This is a genomic window from Terribacillus sp. AE2B 122 (genome assembly GCF_902497585.1).
Classification (GTDB): Bacteria; Bacillota; Bacilli; order Bacillales; family Amphibacillaceae; genus Terribacillus; species Terribacillus saccharophilus_A.
The window spans coordinates 133,297-150,019 of the sequence record NZ_LR700948.1 but is presented as its reverse complement, the minus strand read 5'-3'; the positions used below and the strand labels follow the sequence as shown (position 1 = coordinate 150,019).

The following is a 16,723-nucleotide window of genomic DNA, read 5'->3' as shown; positions in this document are numbered from 1 at the left end:
TGATCTTACGATCTTGTCGTTTAATTCGTAATTGGTTGTTTTGTTCAGTTTTCAAAGATCAATGACTGCCTTACGACAGTAACTATATACTATCACCATGTTTCGATACTGTCAACACTAGTTTCGGAGAAAAATAGAATATGAAAGAGGAAAACGTCGGAACGCCTTCCTCACATAGATTCCTTCGCCTTATTTAAAGACGAGTTCACCTTTCCATTCCAGCATTCCGCCGTCCATATTAATCACGTCATAACCTTGATTCTCCATAAAAGCAGCAGCATTCATGCTCCGGTGACCACCGCGGCAGACAAGTACATATGTGTCTTCTGTCGACAGTTCAGGAAGCTTCTCAGGTATCTGCTGAAGCGGGATATGAACCGCACCAGGAATCATACCTTGCTCTACTTCTTCATCTTCCCGCACATCAATTACTATATAGGAGGAAGTATCATTTTCAATTAGTTCATCCAGTTCTTCCGGTTGTATATTGCGCATTTATAGTTCCCCTTTACTTAAAATAGAATCCCTTCCGTAAACAGAAGGGATCCGACTATTAATTTGCTACTACATTAACTAGCTTGCCCGGAACCACGATCACTTTACGGACAGTCTTTCCTTCCAGCCAGCTTTTCATTTGTTCATCGTCAAGTGCGATTTTCTCTAGCTCTTCCTTAGAAGCATCATGAGGCACCATAACTTTTGCACGTAGCTTACCCATTGCCTGCAATACAATTTCTATTTCCTGTTCTACAAGCTTCGACTCATCATGAACCGGCCATTCAGCGTACGTAATTGTTTCCCCGTGGCCAAGTTTACTCCACAGTTCCTCCGCGATATGTGGCGCAACTGGTGAAAGTAACTTCATGAATCCTTCCGCAAATACGCGCGGGATGACAGGTGCCTTGTAACAATCATTGATGAACACCATCAATTGAGAGATACCTGTATTGAAGCGCAAAGCTTCAAAGTCCTCTGTCACTTTCTTCACAGTTTCGTGATACGTTTTTTGCAGGTCTTCTGATTCTGTGTCTTGTACTTTCTCTGAAAGTTCGCCCGCTTCTGTGATGAACAGTCGCCATATACGATCAAGGAATCGACGGGAACCATCTAATCCATTTTCAGACCAAGCGATGGAAGCATCCAATGGTCCCATAAACATTTCGTATAGACGAAGTGTATCTGCGCCATGTGATTCGATAACATCATCAGGGTTAACCACGTTCCCTTTGGATTTACTCATTTTTTCATTATTTTCTCCAAGGATCATCCCTTGATTATATAGCTTTTGGAAAGGTTCCTTAGTCGGCACAGCACCGATATCAAATAAGAACTTATGCCAGAAGCGCGCATACAGCAAGTGAAGAACAGCATGTTCTGCTCCCCCGATATAAACATCAACCGGCAGCCATTTCTTCAGTGTTTCAAAATCAGCCAGCTTTTCCGGGTTCTGCGGATCGATATAACGAAGGAAGTACCAGCAGCTGCCTGCCCACTGCGGCATTGTATGTGTTTCACGTTTCCCTTTCTTGCCTGTTTCCGGATCAGTGACATTCACCCATTCCGTAATATTAGCAAGCGGAGATTCACCTGTACCGGATGATTTAATCTCATCTGTTTTCGGCAAAACAAGCGGAAGCTCTTCTTCGGGAACACTTGTCATTGTACCGTCTTCCCAATGGATTACTGGAATCGGCTCACCCCAGTAGCGCTGACGGCTGAAAATCCAGTCGCGCAGACGGTAGCTGATTTTTTTCGAACCTTGTTTGCTCTCTTCCAGCCATGCAACTGCTGCAGAAATTGCTTCTTGTTTATTCATACCATCAAGGAAATCAGAATTGATATGTGCTCCCTCACCAGTATAAGCTTCATTTTCTATATCGGCACCTTCGATAACTGCCTTGATCGGCAAATCAAAAGTCTTCGCAAATTCATAGTCGCGTTCATCATGTGCAGGTACTGCCATGATAGCTCCGGAACCATAGCTCATAAGTACATAATCCGCGATCCAGATCTGCATTTTTTCGCCATTAACCGGGTTTATTGCATACGCACCAGTAAAGACACCTGTTTTCTCTTTTGCAAGATCTGTACGCTCCAAATCACTCTTCGCTGCTACTTCTTGTTTGTAGCTTTCAACTGCTGTCTGCTGCGCTTCAGAAGTGATCTTATCAACTAGCGGATGCTCTGGAGACAGTACCGCGAATGTAGCACCAAACAAAGTATCCGGACGAGTTGTAAACACATCGAAGCTTTCCTCAGTGCCTTCTATACGGAATGTTACTTCCGCACCTTCCGAGCGTCCGATCCAGTTACGCTGCATCTCTTTCAAGCTATCCGGCCAGTCAAGTTCATCCAAGTCTTCCAGCAGGCGATCTGCATAGGCAGTAATACGAAGCACCCATTGCTTCATTGGCTTACGGATAACAGGATGCCCGCCGCGTTCGCTCTTTCCGTCGATGACTTCTTCATTGGAAAGTACAGTACCAAGAGCAGGACACCAGTTCACTGCTACCTCATCCACATAAGCAAGTCCCTTTTTATACAACTGAAGGAAAATCCATTGAGTCCACTTATAGTATTCTGGATCAGTTGTATTAACTTCACGATCCCAATCGTAAGAGAACCCGAGTTCTTTGATCTGTCTTGTGAAAGTCGCGATATTCTTTTTCGTGAATTCTTCCGGGTCATTCCCTGTATCCAGCGCATACTGCTCAGCAGGTAATCCGAAAGCATCCCAGCCGATTGGATGCAGCACTTCAAAGCCTTGCATCCGCTTCATACGAGACAGAATATCTGTAGCTGTATAGCCTTCAGGGTGTCCTACGTGCAGACCAGCTCCTGATGGATAAGGGAACATATCCAAGGCATAAAACTTTTCTTTTTCAGAGGAAGTATCTGTTTTGAATGTTTTGTTTTCTTCCCAATAAGCTTGCCATTTCTTTTCGATTTCATGGTGATTGAATGACATATCGTGTGCCTCCTGTACTCTCTTCAACTTGAACAATTCTGACCGTGAAGCAAAGAAAAAAGCCCCTCATCCCAATAATGGGACGAGAGACTTCTCCCGCGGTACCACCCAACTTAGCGCAAATGCGCCCGCTCGACATTCCTTAACGCGGAAAACGGCAAAAAGTACTGGTAGTTCCCTTTTGCAATTACGAAGGCGAGTTCACAAGATGCCGGGACGGCTTGCACCAGAATGCCGTCTCTCTTAAACCAAGCAGAGCTTGCTACTACTCCTTCTCCTCATCGTTCACAGTATTGTTGTGTCCAGTGTACGGAACTGCGCTACATTTGTCAAGATTCGGCAGCTTCCGTCCGGAACACCGAAACAGCATCCTGCAGTTCACGTGTTACGCGGTCAAGGTGCCTGACTGTCATTGCCAGCTGCTCATAGGCTCCATACTGTTCATTGGTGGAATGATGGACTACATCTGTTTTTGCAGTATTTTCCTGAAGGGTGCTGCTGATTTGTTCTACCCTGCCAAGAACCTCGGTGCCCAATCGCTCCGATTGGACACTACCGCTTTGAATTTGCTGCAGCCGATTCGAGATGGACTGAAACTTTTCTTCAATTTCCACGAATGAGCTTTCCATGCTTTCCATAGAAGCGGTTTCTGCTTTAGCAACCTCATGACCAAACTGCACAGCTTCGGATAAACTCATTGTGCCCTGCCGAATTGATCCTACCGTCTGATAAATCGCATCCGCAGAAGATTTGGACTCATCCGCAAGCTTTCGGATTTCATCTGCTACAACAGCGAAGCCTTTCCCCGCTTCACCAGCTCTTGCAGCCTCTATTGCAGCATTTAGCGCAAGCAGATTGGTCTGTTCAGCAACAGAAGATACCGATGCTACCATTTGCTCGATCTGTTGCGAATATTGGATGAAGTCTCGCAGCGACGCTTCCATTAAATCTCTGCTCTCCCCGTTCTTTACGGTAAGCTGCTGCTGATTATGTACAGTTTCCCTGCCGCGCACTGCTGCCTCTGATGCAAGCTTGCCAAGTGCAACTGTTTCCGTAGCAAATGTACTGTTCGCACTTCCTTGCTTGTCCATTTGTTCAATCAGAGTCACAGTTTGCTGCAGTTCGGCGGAAATACGCTGCGAACCGGAAGTGATCTCACCAACTGAAGCAGCGATTTCTTTATGAAGTCCCTGCAGATTCTGATTGTCTTTATCAATTTCAGCAGACATTCCAGCTACTTCATCACTTGCTTTCTCAATCGAACCGATTAAATTTTTCAGCTGCTCTGTCATCTGTCCGAAGGCCTGATTCATCTCACTGATTTCCAAACTGCCTGTCTTTTCTATCGGCTCTACCGTTAAATCCCCCGCTGCAATTTGGTTCGTTCTGGACGCTAGTGCTAATAGAGGATTTGCAATCGATTTACTCGTTCTTCGAGATGTATAATTTGTAATGACTATGAGCAGCACTACCCCAATAACAGATACCACAATTACAAATGTAATCTGATTCTGCAAGGCAAGCTGTTCATCCTCATAAGCTGCTGTACTGTATGCGTTCGCCATATAAATATCATTCAGCAGCCCTTGAACACGACTCGATAATCGCAGCGCATCCATCTCATTCACATTGGTCAAAAGACTCGTAACTTCCCCTTGCCAGTCATCATACTTTGCCTTTCCCGCTTCAAGATATGCTGCTGACTGTCCTTCTGATGATTGCAAAAGCTGTTTGAAACTTGAGTTGCTTTGTTCCATGTATGACCGTAAATCCCCCGCTGACGCATCAGTACGGATTGTAGTCGTATTTCTCAGTACCTGTCCGGCATTATTCAGCTGGCTGTCCAACTGCTGAAGCTGGAGAAGATGCTGAACTTGCTCATAACTTGAAGCATTGATCCTTATCATACTGAAAATGATAAAGGCAATGAGCGCCAATGCTAATGCACTCGTTCCTGCTGCCTGCAGGAATAGTTTCCGTGTCAGTTTCATTTAGCTCACTCCGATTCTAACAGCTTTTGTGTCGCTGTGTGGACTTTCCCTTCAACTGTGTCGGTAATACTGACAACAGCGATAGGACTTAATCCGACAGCCTGCTCCTTCAAGCCGACCATATTGTCTTCCGGCAGCTCTTCACCTTTAGAGATCCGTTCAAGAAAATCAAATACAATATGATCAATTTGCAACTGAGCAGATGTGACGACGTTATCAGGAGCTAGATAGCTCTGATCACCTCCAGCACCGACTGCATATATATTCGCGAGCGCTGCTTGCTGCAGCATTGCCTTTCCAGCATCGCCAGGCTCAGCGAAAAGAATATCTGCTTCCTCAGCAATCATCTCCTTTGCTGCTTTGCTGCCCGCTGCCTTATCTTCCGGTGAAGTCTCCCGAACGAGCAGTTCGGTATCCTTGGATGTAGCTGCAATTCCTTGTTTAAAACCTTCAAGGTAAGCACTGGACGACTCACCAATGAAACCTGCTTTACCAGACGGCGTTACGGTGGCAGCCGCTACACCAGCCAAATAACCTACCTGCTCTGTATCAAAAACGTAGCCGAATAGATTATCAGCTTTCAGCTTCGTTTCAAAAGCTATGTATGTAATAGCAGGATTGGCCTTCGCCTGGTTGGCTACAGCATCTTCTGCCGCTGCTTCCAAAGTTATAATTGTATCCATGCCTTCATCAGCCAATTCCTGTAATGCTTTCTCATAAGTTAGTTCTGGTGTAATTTCTTTATATGTATAGATGATATCAAGTCGGTCTCTCGCTTTCGTCAACCCTTCGATCGCCAAATCATTCCATTCTTGATCTCCGAGTCCCGCTTCTGTCAAAACGATTCCGATACGTTTTTCTTCATCCAGCTTGGCTGCAGCCGGGTTTGCGGCACACCCAGATAAATAACATAGAATCAAGACACAAATAGGTATTAGGATGCGCTTATACATGTCGATATACTCCCTTCTCTTTCTTCACACTACTACTATGGTCCTTATATCGACATGTTTCTACATATATTTGGTAAATTAATTGTAAATTTTCCTTTACAATAGAGAGGTTTGATTTGCTAAATAAGCACAGGTAGCGTAAAAATAAGAGAGAACAATTTGTCAGAGAGAGGATTCAAGAAATGCTAAAACACGTTATCGCTTATGCACACGAACTGATGGAGCAAGTGACTCAGCCAGGAGATACAGTCATTGATGCAACATGCGGCAATGGGAATGATACACTCGCACTCAGCCGTTTTGTCGGAGAAGAAGGAAAGGTGCTGGCATTCGATATACAGGAGCAAGCCATCGAAATGACAAGCAAGCACTTGAGCCTGCATGATGTAACGAATACAACTCTAATTCTGGACAGCCACCAGCGTGTCGATCATTATATAACACCCGAAGATGAAGGAAAGCTCGCTGGAGCCATTTTCAATTTAGGTTATTTGCCCGGCAGCAATAAAGCCATTACCACCAATGCAGAAAGCACGATTACTGCAATTGAGAAAATCCGCCGTGCATTGAAACCCGGCGGCAGAATCGTGTTGGTTGTTTATCATGGTCATCCGGAAGGCGCTATCGAAAAAGAAGGACTGCTTGCTCACGTGAAAGATTATGATCAAAAACATTACGCTGTCTTGCAGTATCGCTTTCTTAACCAAAAAAACACCCCGCCATTCATCATTGCTATTGAGAAGAAAAAATAAAAGAAGCGCGATCCCCTAGTCAATCGGGGTACGCGCTTCTTTTATATAGGCTTCCAATCAGATGAAAGAAACTTGATTAAGTCCGTCTGCATACACAAACTCAAAGTCTGCTTTTTAAGAATTGATATGCCATGTGATCAGCTTCCTCCCCCATTGTCGGGCCGTGATTAGCCTGGGAAGAAGATAGGTACATAGCGTCCGCATCAGAAGATACTAGGGCTTTATAAAGACTCTCGCTTTGCTCAATAGGAACCAGAGGGTCTTTCCCCCCGTGCAAAATCATCATCGGCGGACTATCGGCGCTTGCGTATGTAATCGGACTGCATTTTTTGGCTAGTTCTATATACTTCCAATCCGGATCACTCGTATTGCTGCTTTCCAGCAATCGATTCAAATCTAACAACGATTTTCCAGGCTCAGTATATCCAAGAATTTGGGTTACAACAGTATCCATGGATTTGTCCGCATGATCAACTTCTGTTCCAGACAGATTCTTTAATGCTGCATTCGCATCATTTTTGATGAGTTCTACTAAGTCGGATGGCGCATAAAAAATTGCCGCCGCCCTTACCGTACCCGTAAATTCTTGGTTACCGCCGACATCCCCTTCCATTTCTCTGCAATTTGCGCTCATTGCAACCATCGCTGCTAGATGTCCACCAGCAGAGTTCCCCAACACTCCAATTCGTTCAGGATCAATATTGTATCTCTTTGAACTCGCTTTCAAAAAACGGACTACTCCCTTGCAGTCATGAATGCATGCTGGGAAAACAGACTGACTAGCCAAGCGGTAGGATGGAGATACAATTGTGAATCCTTGTTCTACCAATCTTATAAGTTCCCTGCAATATACTGCTTTTTGGGTAACCTGCTTGTATTCTCCATACATCCACCCACCACCGAAATAGTAAATGATGCATGGACCTGGAGTTTTCTGATTAAGATCTTGATAGATATCCATTTTCAGTGTGTATGGCTCTCCATTATCAAGCGTGACCTCCGCAAAGGGTACATCTTCGTAACGCGGCGGACGACCTGGCGGACATAAAGGTTTTACTTTAGAAAGTTGTTGCCCCATACATATTTCCTCCCGATAATTATCTCAACTTTTGTAGTACCGTTTAGTCGATCAGAAAGGTACCATTATTACATGATCAGCTTACAGGGAACATAATCATCGCACCAACGCTTAGCGCGAAAATACGAATCACATACATAGGTACTGAGAACAGCCAGAACTGCGGCAGCTTATACTTACCCATACCTAAGATCATAGCAGGCATACCATCGACTGGCATGTAGCCGCCGTTCCATGCAGATATTACAACTGCAACTGCTGCAGCAGTTGGATCAAGCCCTAAACTCAGGCTCGTTGCAATGGCAATTGGCGCAAAGATATATACAGAACCCATATTTGAACCAGTAAACGTAGCACATGTGCTAGTCAAAAGAGCGAAGATAAAGATTAACATGAATGGACTGATATTAGTCCCTAATGAATTCGCTACGTAGTCTCCTACCATAGCTGTGAATCCAGTCTCAGCCAATGCATTGGCAACCCCGATAACACCAGCCATTAACAGGATGACAGGCGCTCCCATATTATCTCGAACTTCCTTGAAGTCAAGTACATTAATTATTAATAAGAATGCTCCAGCAAGACCAGGAATTACATAAGCCGCTTCGCCAAACACATTCATTAGCATCATGCCTGCTACACTTAAGACAAATGCTGCTATCGTAGCGTATTCTTTCCATGGAGGCATGGTATTAATCTCAGAAGCAACTGCAACCTCATCAAAACCAGAATCTTCCGAAATCGGATGATCCGGCAGAAGACGGTAAGCAACCAAAGCCCATACCAAAAAGCCAAGGGTCAAGATGAAATTCACGACAGCAAACTTAGACATAGAAAGCCCGCCGGTAAATCCAGCTGTTTCTAGTACACTGACAGTAACACCATAAAAGAGCGCCACATTAAAAGGAATCAAAGGATGGTTAGTTGCAAATCCCAAAGGCATCATTAATTTAGACGTAGGCATTTTTTTATTGTAAGGGATTGTAGATATTAAAGATAAAATAAGTACATAGTATCCCGTGGAACCAGGTCCAGCTAAACTGGCACCAAACATAACTACTACAATCAAAAGAGCATAACTTTTGTATCCTCCCTTATTCACCAAAGCAAGCATAGAACTTTGAACCTTACCAATTACGCTCGTCTTCATTAGTCCCGCCATAACAACCATAAAGCCGGCGACCATGATAACGCTTGAGTTTACAAAGCCGGCAAAAGCCTCGGGAACTGTAGCCAGACCTGTCACTACAAGTAAAAGGGACGCTATGAGTGGTGGTGCACCAAATGCAAATTTGTCTGACATGATCATCACAATCATCAGCACCAAGATACCAAGTGCAAGATACATATCCAATGTCATTTTTATTACTCCTCTCTTAAGTGATGACACTTCGCCATCACCTTAAAGACTTCCTAAAGTCTCTTGTGGGGGTGTACTTCCTAATAATCCCGAGCTCATTCTTCTTAGTGAAGCGGTTACATTATTTGCCGCTCCAACAGAGAATTTATTCTAGGAGCATGTATTCTCAGATTGTGCTGCTGCAATTGAGCAGCGCACCTTGATTAAGCAATGTTGTCTAAATTGGTATGCGACAGCGTTGTATGAGAGCGTGCTGCGGCTGCTATGCAAACGCAGCACACCGATACTAGAGTATTGGAGTCAGCCCCTATGTCTCTCCTTATTTCTAAGGAGTTACAGTGGGTACGATAATGATGCTATAACAGGCTCTTGTGATTACTACTTAGCTAATTTCTCCAGAAGTAGGATTGTAGACCCCTTCGTATTCACGCTTTGCACCATAAATATCCTCAACTGAAAAACCATTATATTTTACACACATTCTATTTTTATACGCGTAGACTAGGTGTAGGTGCCCTTGCGGATCTTGATAAAGAGTTGGATATTCGAACTGTGAATTGTTCGTTTTATTTTCTGATCCGATGAAACCTTCAGCGTGTTCAATAATTCGTCCAATCGGCCAAGTATTACCAGCATCTTCAGACACGGAAACCACTACAGGGTTTCTTAATCCAGGCCATGCCACTTTACCTTTTTCGGGTCTATTAGCTGCATTTGCGTTATATGCAATCGCAATTGCACCGTTATCCAGCTTGATTGCGCTTACACTTGAATTGTTATTTGGTAAGGTTGTTGGCTCAGGAGCTGTCCAAGAATCTCCATAATCAGTTGACTCACTTCTATAAATATAATCTGCGAATCTACTTCTCATAAATGCCACTAGATGACCATTTTCTAATTCTATGACATTGGCATGTACTCGTCCGTTACTATCAGGCATACGCACTACTTTCCAAGTCAGTCCTTCATCGTCCGACACATGCATAACTGTGGGATCGTTCGTTAGACCAAATTCGGAATCCTCACATACCCAAGTACTGAATATCCATCTACCATTACTTAATACTTGAATAGCTTGTCTTGCAAAAGTTCCTTGCTGGCTGAACAAAACTTCTGGCTCAGACCAACTTTCGCCATTGTCACTTGTTTTTTGATACTTGATAATTGATGTAAATTGCATATTATCTTTATCTGGCTGTCTGCCTTCCTGGGAAGTATAGATTACCCATACTGTGTTATCTGGTGCATGGAAAAATGAAGGGTTTTGCTCGCTGCGCGTATCGTCCTGCGAGATAATTTTCGGCTCGTTCCACTCTTGGGATACATGATCAAATTTCGATAATACAATTGAAATATCCGGGCTGCCTTCAAATGACCCTGCAAACCACGCACATAACAAATCTCCATTTTCCAACTTTGTAACAGTAGGTGCATGTGCAGTTGAAAATGGTCCAGATGGAATCAAAGAAAAATCAATATTTGTGTATGCATCGTGATACAATTTACCGTTTGAAATTGACTCGTTAACTACTATTTTATTACTCATACTATTCACCTTATCTTTCTATTTAAATTTCGATTTTAATTACTGCTTTTTTGTAATTTGTCGCTTTATCTATATACTTTAAAGCTTTATGCCCATCATGAGGCAGACAAATGTAGGCCATGCCTTTATTGATTTTCATGGTCGTTTCCGGATTGCCGTTCAATCGAACAACATCTTTTTCGACATTGTATGCAACGTCAACTTCTAATTGATCAATGGGTGCCCATGCTACATATTCCGATCCGTCCAATACAATTTGAATATCGATATATTTTTTATGTGCTTCAAATGTCCCTTCATCTATGTGAGTCGTAGTTCCTTCCTGAAAGAACAAATAACCTCCATCAAATTCAAATCGCTTATTATAATCTATTTCTATTTCATTGAATTTCTTTAATCCGTTGCCGATTTTTGGATTTAATGAATTATATTCAACCAAATTCTCTATTAAATCGAATATCACACTTTTCACTTCGTTTCTGTATTGACATTATGAGCTAACTTCTTTCTCCTAAGTAAGGGGTTACATTTTCACATAAGCTTTTTTTGAAAAGCTTTGAGTAAGACTTCAGGTTCGCTACTTATGGTTTTGAGGACTAATCTCCCTTAAACTCATTTTGCATCATGACTATTTTAGTTCTTATTTCAAAACTTCTTTTGGAGACAAATCAGCAGCAGATTGGATAGCTGCAAGCATACTTCTTTCATCTGCAATATTTTTCCCGGCGATATCAAATGCAGTACCGTGGTCTACGGAAGTACGAATAACACCGCCATTTAATCCAACCGTGATATTAACACCCTCTTCCAAACCTAATACCTTTATTGGAACATGGCCTTGATCATGATAACAGGCAACGATAAGATCAAAATCACCACGAACCGCTCGGAAAAACACAGTGTCGGCAGGGTGTGGACCGCTTACATTTATTCCTTCAGCAAATGCTTGGTCTATTCCAGGAACTAGTTTTTCTTCCTCTTCCCCTTCTCCAAACAACCCATTTTCACCCGCATGTGGATTGATTCCGCAAACTGCAATTCTTGGATTTTTATATCCTGCACGCGTTAAATTATCGTGAGCAAGCTTCACCACTTTATATGTCCGTTCTGGCGTGATAGACTCGACTGCTTTAATCAGTCCAACGTGTGTGGTTAAGTGGATGACTTTTAGTTTTGGCGAAGATAACATCATGGAATAATCAACCGTTTCCGTTAACTCAGCAAGGATTTCAGTATGTCCCGGATATAGATGTCCTCCCTTATGAAGGGCTTCTTTATTTAATGGTGCAGTACAGATCGATTGAATCTCCTTATTCTTAGCCAACTCAACAGCCGTTTTCAAATATTGAAAGGCCGCATCTCCTGCTTGTGGTGATAATTCTCCAAAAAGCATGTCAGCAGATAGCAGATTCAAATCAATACAGTCAATTCTGCCAAATTCAAAATTACTTTCAGCGACAGATGCAACAGTCTCAACTGTTAAAGGAGATTGAGTGACGCGTATAGCTCTTTCTATCATTTTCGCATCACCAATCACAAGTGGTCTGCATATATCATAAACACCCTTATGGCTCAAGGCTTTTACAATAATTTCAGGACCCACACCTGCGGCATCCCCCATGGTAATCCCTATAATCGGCTTCATCATATTCCCTCCCACGAAGTTCATAATGTGGCTTTCAACATGACTTTTTTATGGCCATGTTGAAAGCCCTAGCAACAACACATTTTAAACCGATTGTATTCTTGTACCTAATAATTGGAGCTGCTCGCCTAAACTTTCAAGAGAGTTTGGCCCTGCAATGATTTGGTCTGCTGTTTGAAATTTAAATAACTTTTGCATTGTCGTTACCTCTTTTCACACATTTTATAATTCGAATCAAGATGTGAGTAGCACTAGTTTTGCTGCGTTAATCCTTAAATAACTGTTTCCTTTATGTAAGTTTGTTTATTTTTTAAACACATATTAATTTTATAACGCTTTCATAAATCCATTATATATATGCATGTTTAATTTATCAACAGGTTTTTTGTGAAAATACATTGATTCCGGGAGATGTTATTAAAGTAGATGTAGAAACCCATCTCAAAGGCACCCACCAATTCACGAATAGTGCAATTGCCATTTATCTCACGAGCTTCAATGAATAAGATGCTAAGCCTTCAAAAAATAAAGATATATGCAATAAAGGAATATTTACAGCTAGGAAGAAGTCCAACCAGCACCCGAGGAATACATTGGAAATGAAATGCTTATGCAGAAGTCAGAATCAGACATGCAGATCCATACAGACTATGACTGACCGTCAGATAGTACAAAGTCCTGTTCATCTTACATTTATCGGCCGCTTTCATATTATTCATTATTACTTTTTGCAACAAGAAATAAAGAAGCGCGATCCCCTAACTTATCGGGGTACGCGCTTCTTTCATTTTATTATATGCTTTGATATTCAAATGGAAAAACTTCGATTTGTTTCCGCTTGCCTTGAGCAGTGTTTTGATCATCTCTTTGCCATCCGATAGCAGACTCACTTTGCGATCTGCCAAATACAGTCCAACAAGCCCGTGATGGACCATCTCATGGAATGACGCATGCGGGAGGCGCTGCACGCTTTCGTTCGTCCGCTCAATGAAGTACTGGAGTCTTTCCTTCATTTCATCTGAGTCTCGGTAATAATGGCAGAAATTCAGATCTCCTTCCTCTTCATCCTCCATCTGATCGATATAGTAATCTAGCAGAATGTGCAGTCCTTGCATATATGGGAAGTAGCTTTGATAGATATCATCTGCTAATTGATGGTCAAGTTCCATCCCCATACCATAGGATACAAAACAGAAGATACCGAGGGTCGACCCGCTGCACGCTGAGAATTCATACCATGTAAGATCCCTGTGCTCCTCTTGATGCTGGGCAAACCAGTTCGTCAGTCTTTCAATCCGCTCTTCCTTCGCCACATGCTTATGCACTTGCAAATCGCCGTATAAGCCGGAAAGTTTCAGCAAATAAGGCTGCAAAACTGGAAGGTTCGGCTGTTTGCCAAGGATAGTCTGACACGTGAAAACAAGTGAGTGCAAGTATCCGCCGTCTTCCCGCTCGTCACGCAATGCATAATAATCCTTCAGCTTTTCACCGGGCTGAAGTGCATCCAGCATCGATTGATGCAACAGACGAAAATCTTCTGGATCGAGAGAAGTACTACGATCACATAAATTATCAAGATAGTCACTGATAGTCTGATAGGCAATAATGAACTTGATCGCTTGCTTCCAGGCATCACCAGCAAGCAGACTGTATACTGCCCCGCCCTGACAATGGAAGCGTTTGGTCCGAATACTTTCCAGTGCCTGCTTCCGCAGTTCCGGATCCGGTATCGCTTCTGCCCGCTGTGTCCATAGTTCTAATTCTTTATGTACTTCCGGGAATATTTTCCGATATACTTGATGCATAAGTAAAACCGATGACTTTGGTATTTGTTGGACCATAATGTAATTTCGCTCCTCGAATCCGGGATTGTCTTCTTTCCAAAAAATCTATTAATTCTATAAGAACATAAACGAAGGGAGTATTCAAATGATATACGAATACGACAAGAAACGTCCACATGTTCACAAAGAAGCTTATGTAGCTCCTGACGCCGTTATTACAGGAGACGTTACGATTAAAAAAGATGCCAGCATCTGGTTCAAGACAGTGATACGCGGTGATGTTTCTCCAGTTATGATTGGTGAAGGCGCCAATGTGCAGGATCTTTGTGTCCTACACCAAAGTCCTGATCTTCCTCTTATTATAAAGCAAGGAGCCACGATTGGTCACCAAGTTACGCTCCATTCTTGCACAATCGGAAAAAATTCCCTTATAGGCATGGGGTCAATTGTCCTTGATGGCGCGGTCATCGAGGATGGTGCTTATGTAGGCGCAGGTTCACTCGTCCCCCCAGGAAAAACAATTCCCTCCGGCAAACTTGCATTCGGCAGACCTGCCAAAGTAATACGTGATTTGACCGAAGCTGATTTCCAGGACATGGAGCGCATTCGGTTGGAATATATCAAGAAAAGCAAACAGTATAAAGAAACAACATAAAAAGCCGTTCCTCTTGCAGGAACGGCTTTTTTATTATGTGGTCTGCAGTTTGCTTTCCACTCTATCGACTTTTTGGAACTCAGCAAAGTCATACTTACGTTCTACGTAAATCTGATGCCATAGCATGAAAGCAAGTACAGTCCAGATTTTACGGCTGTAATCTCCCTTACCTTGGCAATGTGCATCTAACAGATTCAAGATGTAGTCTTTATGCAAAAGATGATCTGTTTGGCTTTCATGGATGAGTGTTTTCGCCCAGCCATTCAGTTCATTTTTCAGCCAGTGGCGCATTGGCACTGGGAAACCAAGTTTTTTCCGATGCAAAACATGATCCGGAACAATGCCTTCTACCGCTTCACGAAGTAAGCTCTTCGTTGTGTTGTTGGCGATTTTCAAATCTTCCGGAATCTCGCGGGCAACACGGAATACTTCTTTATCCAAGAATGGAACGCGAAGCTCTAGTGAATGTGCCATTGTCATCTTATCCGCTTTCAGAAGGATGTCTCCGCGCATCCATGTATGAATGTCGATATACTGCATTTGATCGACAAGAGATTCGTTTTTTACGTTCTCATACAATGGTGCTGTAATCTTCTGGTAGTGAACCGCATCACTGTATGTTTTTAATAGCTTCTGTTTGTCTGCATCCTCAAACATTTTAGCATTTCCAATATAACGATCTTTCAATGGCGTTGTACCACGCTCAAGGAAGCTCTTACCACGTACACCTTCTGGCAAGATTTTAGCTACTCTTGCAAGCAAGGCTTTTGCAGGTCCCGGAATACTATCGAACATGCGAAGGGATTCTGGTTCACGGTAAATATTATATCCACCGAACAGTTCATCCGAACCTTCTCCGGAAAGTACAACCGTTACATGTTTGCTAGCTTCCCTTGCCACGAAGTAAAGTGCCACAGCAGATGGATCAGCCAATGGATCATCCATATGCCACATGATTTTCGGCAGTTTTTCCAAGTATTCTTCTGGTGTAATGATATGGGAATAGTTTTCTACGCCGAGTTTCTCAGCTGTTTCTTTTGCCACATCTACTTCGGAGAATCCTTCACGTTCAAAACCGACAGAGAATGTCTTCAAATTCGGATTGAATTGCTTCGCAATGGCTACAATGATGGAAGAATCAATTCCACCTGAAAGGAAGGAACCGACTGGTACATCACTTCGCATATGCTTGCTCACGGAATCATGAAGCACATCCTGGATACGTGTGATCCAAGCTTGCTTGTCCATGATTTTCGGTGAGAATGTCGCATGCCAGTAACGATGGAATTCTATAGGTTCACCTTCACGCTTCACGAAGTAGTGACCAGGCTCTATCTTTTTGATACCTTCTGTCATCGTGAATGGTTCCGGTACATACTGGTAACTCAAGTAATGCTGCAGCGCTTCCGTATCGACTGTTTCTGATTCTTCCAGAAGTGTGATGCTTTTCTTCTCAGAAGCGAAGAAAATCTCATCTTCTGTTTCTTTATAGAAGAGCGGCTTGATGCCAAATGGATCACGTGCTCCGAAAAGTGTCTTCTTCTCTTTATCCCATAGCAAAATGCTGAACATACCGCGAAGCTCTTTGAATGCTTCCGTTCCGTATGTATGATACATCGCTGCGATGACCTCGGTGTCGGATTCTGTCTTGAACTCTGCGCCTTTTTTCAGCAATTCTTCACGAAGCTCTACATAGTTGTAGATCTCTCCGTTGAAAACCATCCAGATTCTCTCGTCGTCATAGCTTAATGGCTGAACACCAGCCTCGATATCAATAATACTCAAGCGGCGGAAACCGAATGAGACATGTTCGTCATGGTAATAACCTTCATCATCCGGACCGCGGTGCGTGATGATGTTGTTCTGTTGTTTGAATTTATCCTTATCAGCTTGCGTTAATTGTTTTACGTTTTTTCTAATTACGCCAATCAAACCACACATTTAATGTTAGCCTCTCTTTCATTACTTCTAGCCATTAATTATAGCATAAA

At 42.9% G+C, this 16,723-nt stretch carries 13 protein-coding genes and 1 other annotated feature; of the genes, 2 read left to right on the top strand and 11 right to left on the bottom strand.

All coding sequences use genetic code 11. The features are described 5' to 3' along the window. Positions 1-189: 189 nt before the first annotated feature. The 4 genes from AE2B122_RS16215 to AE2B122_RS16200 form a co-directional block, all read right to left on the bottom strand. A complete protein-coding gene (locus AE2B122_RS16215; RefSeq protein WP_095268603.1) occupies positions 190-495 on the bottom strand; it encodes a rhodanese-like domain-containing protein in 306 nt (101 codons plus the stop codon). Between the two features lie 58 nt (positions 496-553). Continuing rightward, the gene (gene leuS / locus AE2B122_RS16210) at positions 554-2,968 is read right to left on the bottom strand and encodes a leucine--tRNA ligase (protein ID WP_175074708.1); all 2,415 of its coding nucleotides are present in this window, start codon (positions 2,966-2,968) and stop codon (positions 554-556) included. Between the two features lie 75 nt (positions 2,969-3,043). After that, positions 3,044-3,256, bottom strand: a binding site (T-box leader). A 41-nt stretch (positions 3,257-3,297) separates the two neighbouring features. Then, entirely contained in the window at positions 3,298-4,959 is a 1,662-nt protein-coding gene (locus AE2B122_RS16205) for a methyl-accepting chemotaxis protein (RefSeq protein WP_175074707.1), read from the bottom strand. Positions 4,960-4,964: 5 nt separating this feature from the next. Continuing rightward, positions 4,965-5,912 carry a BMP family ABC transporter substrate-binding protein gene (locus AE2B122_RS16200; protein WP_175074706.1) on the bottom strand — a complete coding sequence of 316 codons (948 nt, stop codon included), beginning with the start codon at positions 5,910-5,912 and terminating at the stop codon, positions 4,965-4,967. Between the two features lie 182 nt (positions 5,913-6,094). On the opposite strand from AE2B122_RS16200, the gene AE2B122_RS16195 reads away from it, so the two are divergent. Beyond that, positions 6,095-6,664, top strand: a complete 570-nt coding sequence (locus tag AE2B122_RS16195; protein WP_095218275.1) for a class I SAM-dependent methyltransferase — start codon at positions 6,095-6,097, stop codon at positions 6,662-6,664. Between the two features lie 100 nt (positions 6,665-6,764). Here the strand turns inward: AE2B122_RS16195 and AE2B122_RS16190 are convergent, their stop codons facing one another. The 6 genes from AE2B122_RS16190 to AE2B122_RS16165 all read right to left on the bottom strand — a co-directional run bounded on the left by AE2B122_RS16190 (position 6,765) and on the right by AE2B122_RS16165 (position 14,134). Further along, entirely contained in the window at positions 6,765-7,742 is a 978-nt protein-coding gene (locus AE2B122_RS16190; RefSeq protein WP_175074705.1) for an alpha/beta hydrolase, read from the bottom strand. A gap of 76 nt (positions 7,743-7,818) precedes the next feature. Continuing rightward, a complete protein-coding gene (locus tag AE2B122_RS16185) occupies positions 7,819-9,102 on the bottom strand; it encodes an SLC13 family permease (RefSeq protein ID WP_095218277.1) in 1,284 nt (427 codons plus the stop codon). Between the two features lie 382 nt (positions 9,103-9,484). Continuing rightward, positions 9,485-10,648, bottom strand: coding sequence for an exo-alpha-sialidase (locus AE2B122_RS16180; RefSeq protein ID WP_175074704.1), 1,164 nt, complete (start codon positions 10,646-10,648; stop codon positions 9,485-9,487). Between the two features lie 22 nt (positions 10,649-10,670). Further along, complete coding sequence (locus tag AE2B122_RS16175) at positions 10,671-11,111, bottom strand: YhcH/YjgK/YiaL family protein (protein ID WP_175074703.1); 441 nt, start codon at positions 11,109-11,111, stop codon at positions 10,671-10,673. A gap of 177 nt (positions 11,112-11,288) precedes the next feature. Next, complete coding sequence (gene pdxA / locus AE2B122_RS16170) at positions 11,289-12,296, bottom strand: 4-hydroxythreonine-4-phosphate dehydrogenase PdxA (protein ID WP_217468094.1); 1,008 nt, start codon at positions 12,294-12,296, stop codon at positions 11,289-11,291. A 755-nt stretch (positions 12,297-13,051) separates the two neighbouring features. Next, a complete protein-coding gene (locus AE2B122_RS16165) occupies positions 13,052-14,134 on the bottom strand; it encodes a tetraprenyl-beta-curcumene synthase family protein (RefSeq protein WP_175074701.1) in 1,083 nt (360 codons plus the stop codon). 88 nt (positions 14,135-14,222) lie between these two features. Between AE2B122_RS16165 and AE2B122_RS16160 the strand changes: the two genes are divergently transcribed. After that, positions 14,223-14,732, top strand: coding sequence for a gamma carbonic anhydrase family protein (locus tag AE2B122_RS16160; protein ID WP_095218282.1), 510 nt, complete (start codon positions 14,223-14,225; stop codon positions 14,730-14,732). 33 nt (positions 14,733-14,765) lie between these two features. On the opposite strand, the gene asnB is transcribed toward AE2B122_RS16160, so the two are convergent. Beyond that, entirely contained in the window at positions 14,766-16,673 is a 1,908-nt protein-coding gene (asnB, locus tag AE2B122_RS16155; RefSeq protein ID WP_175074700.1) for an asparagine synthase (glutamine-hydrolyzing), read from the bottom strand. Positions 16,674-16,723 lie beyond the last annotated feature (50 nt).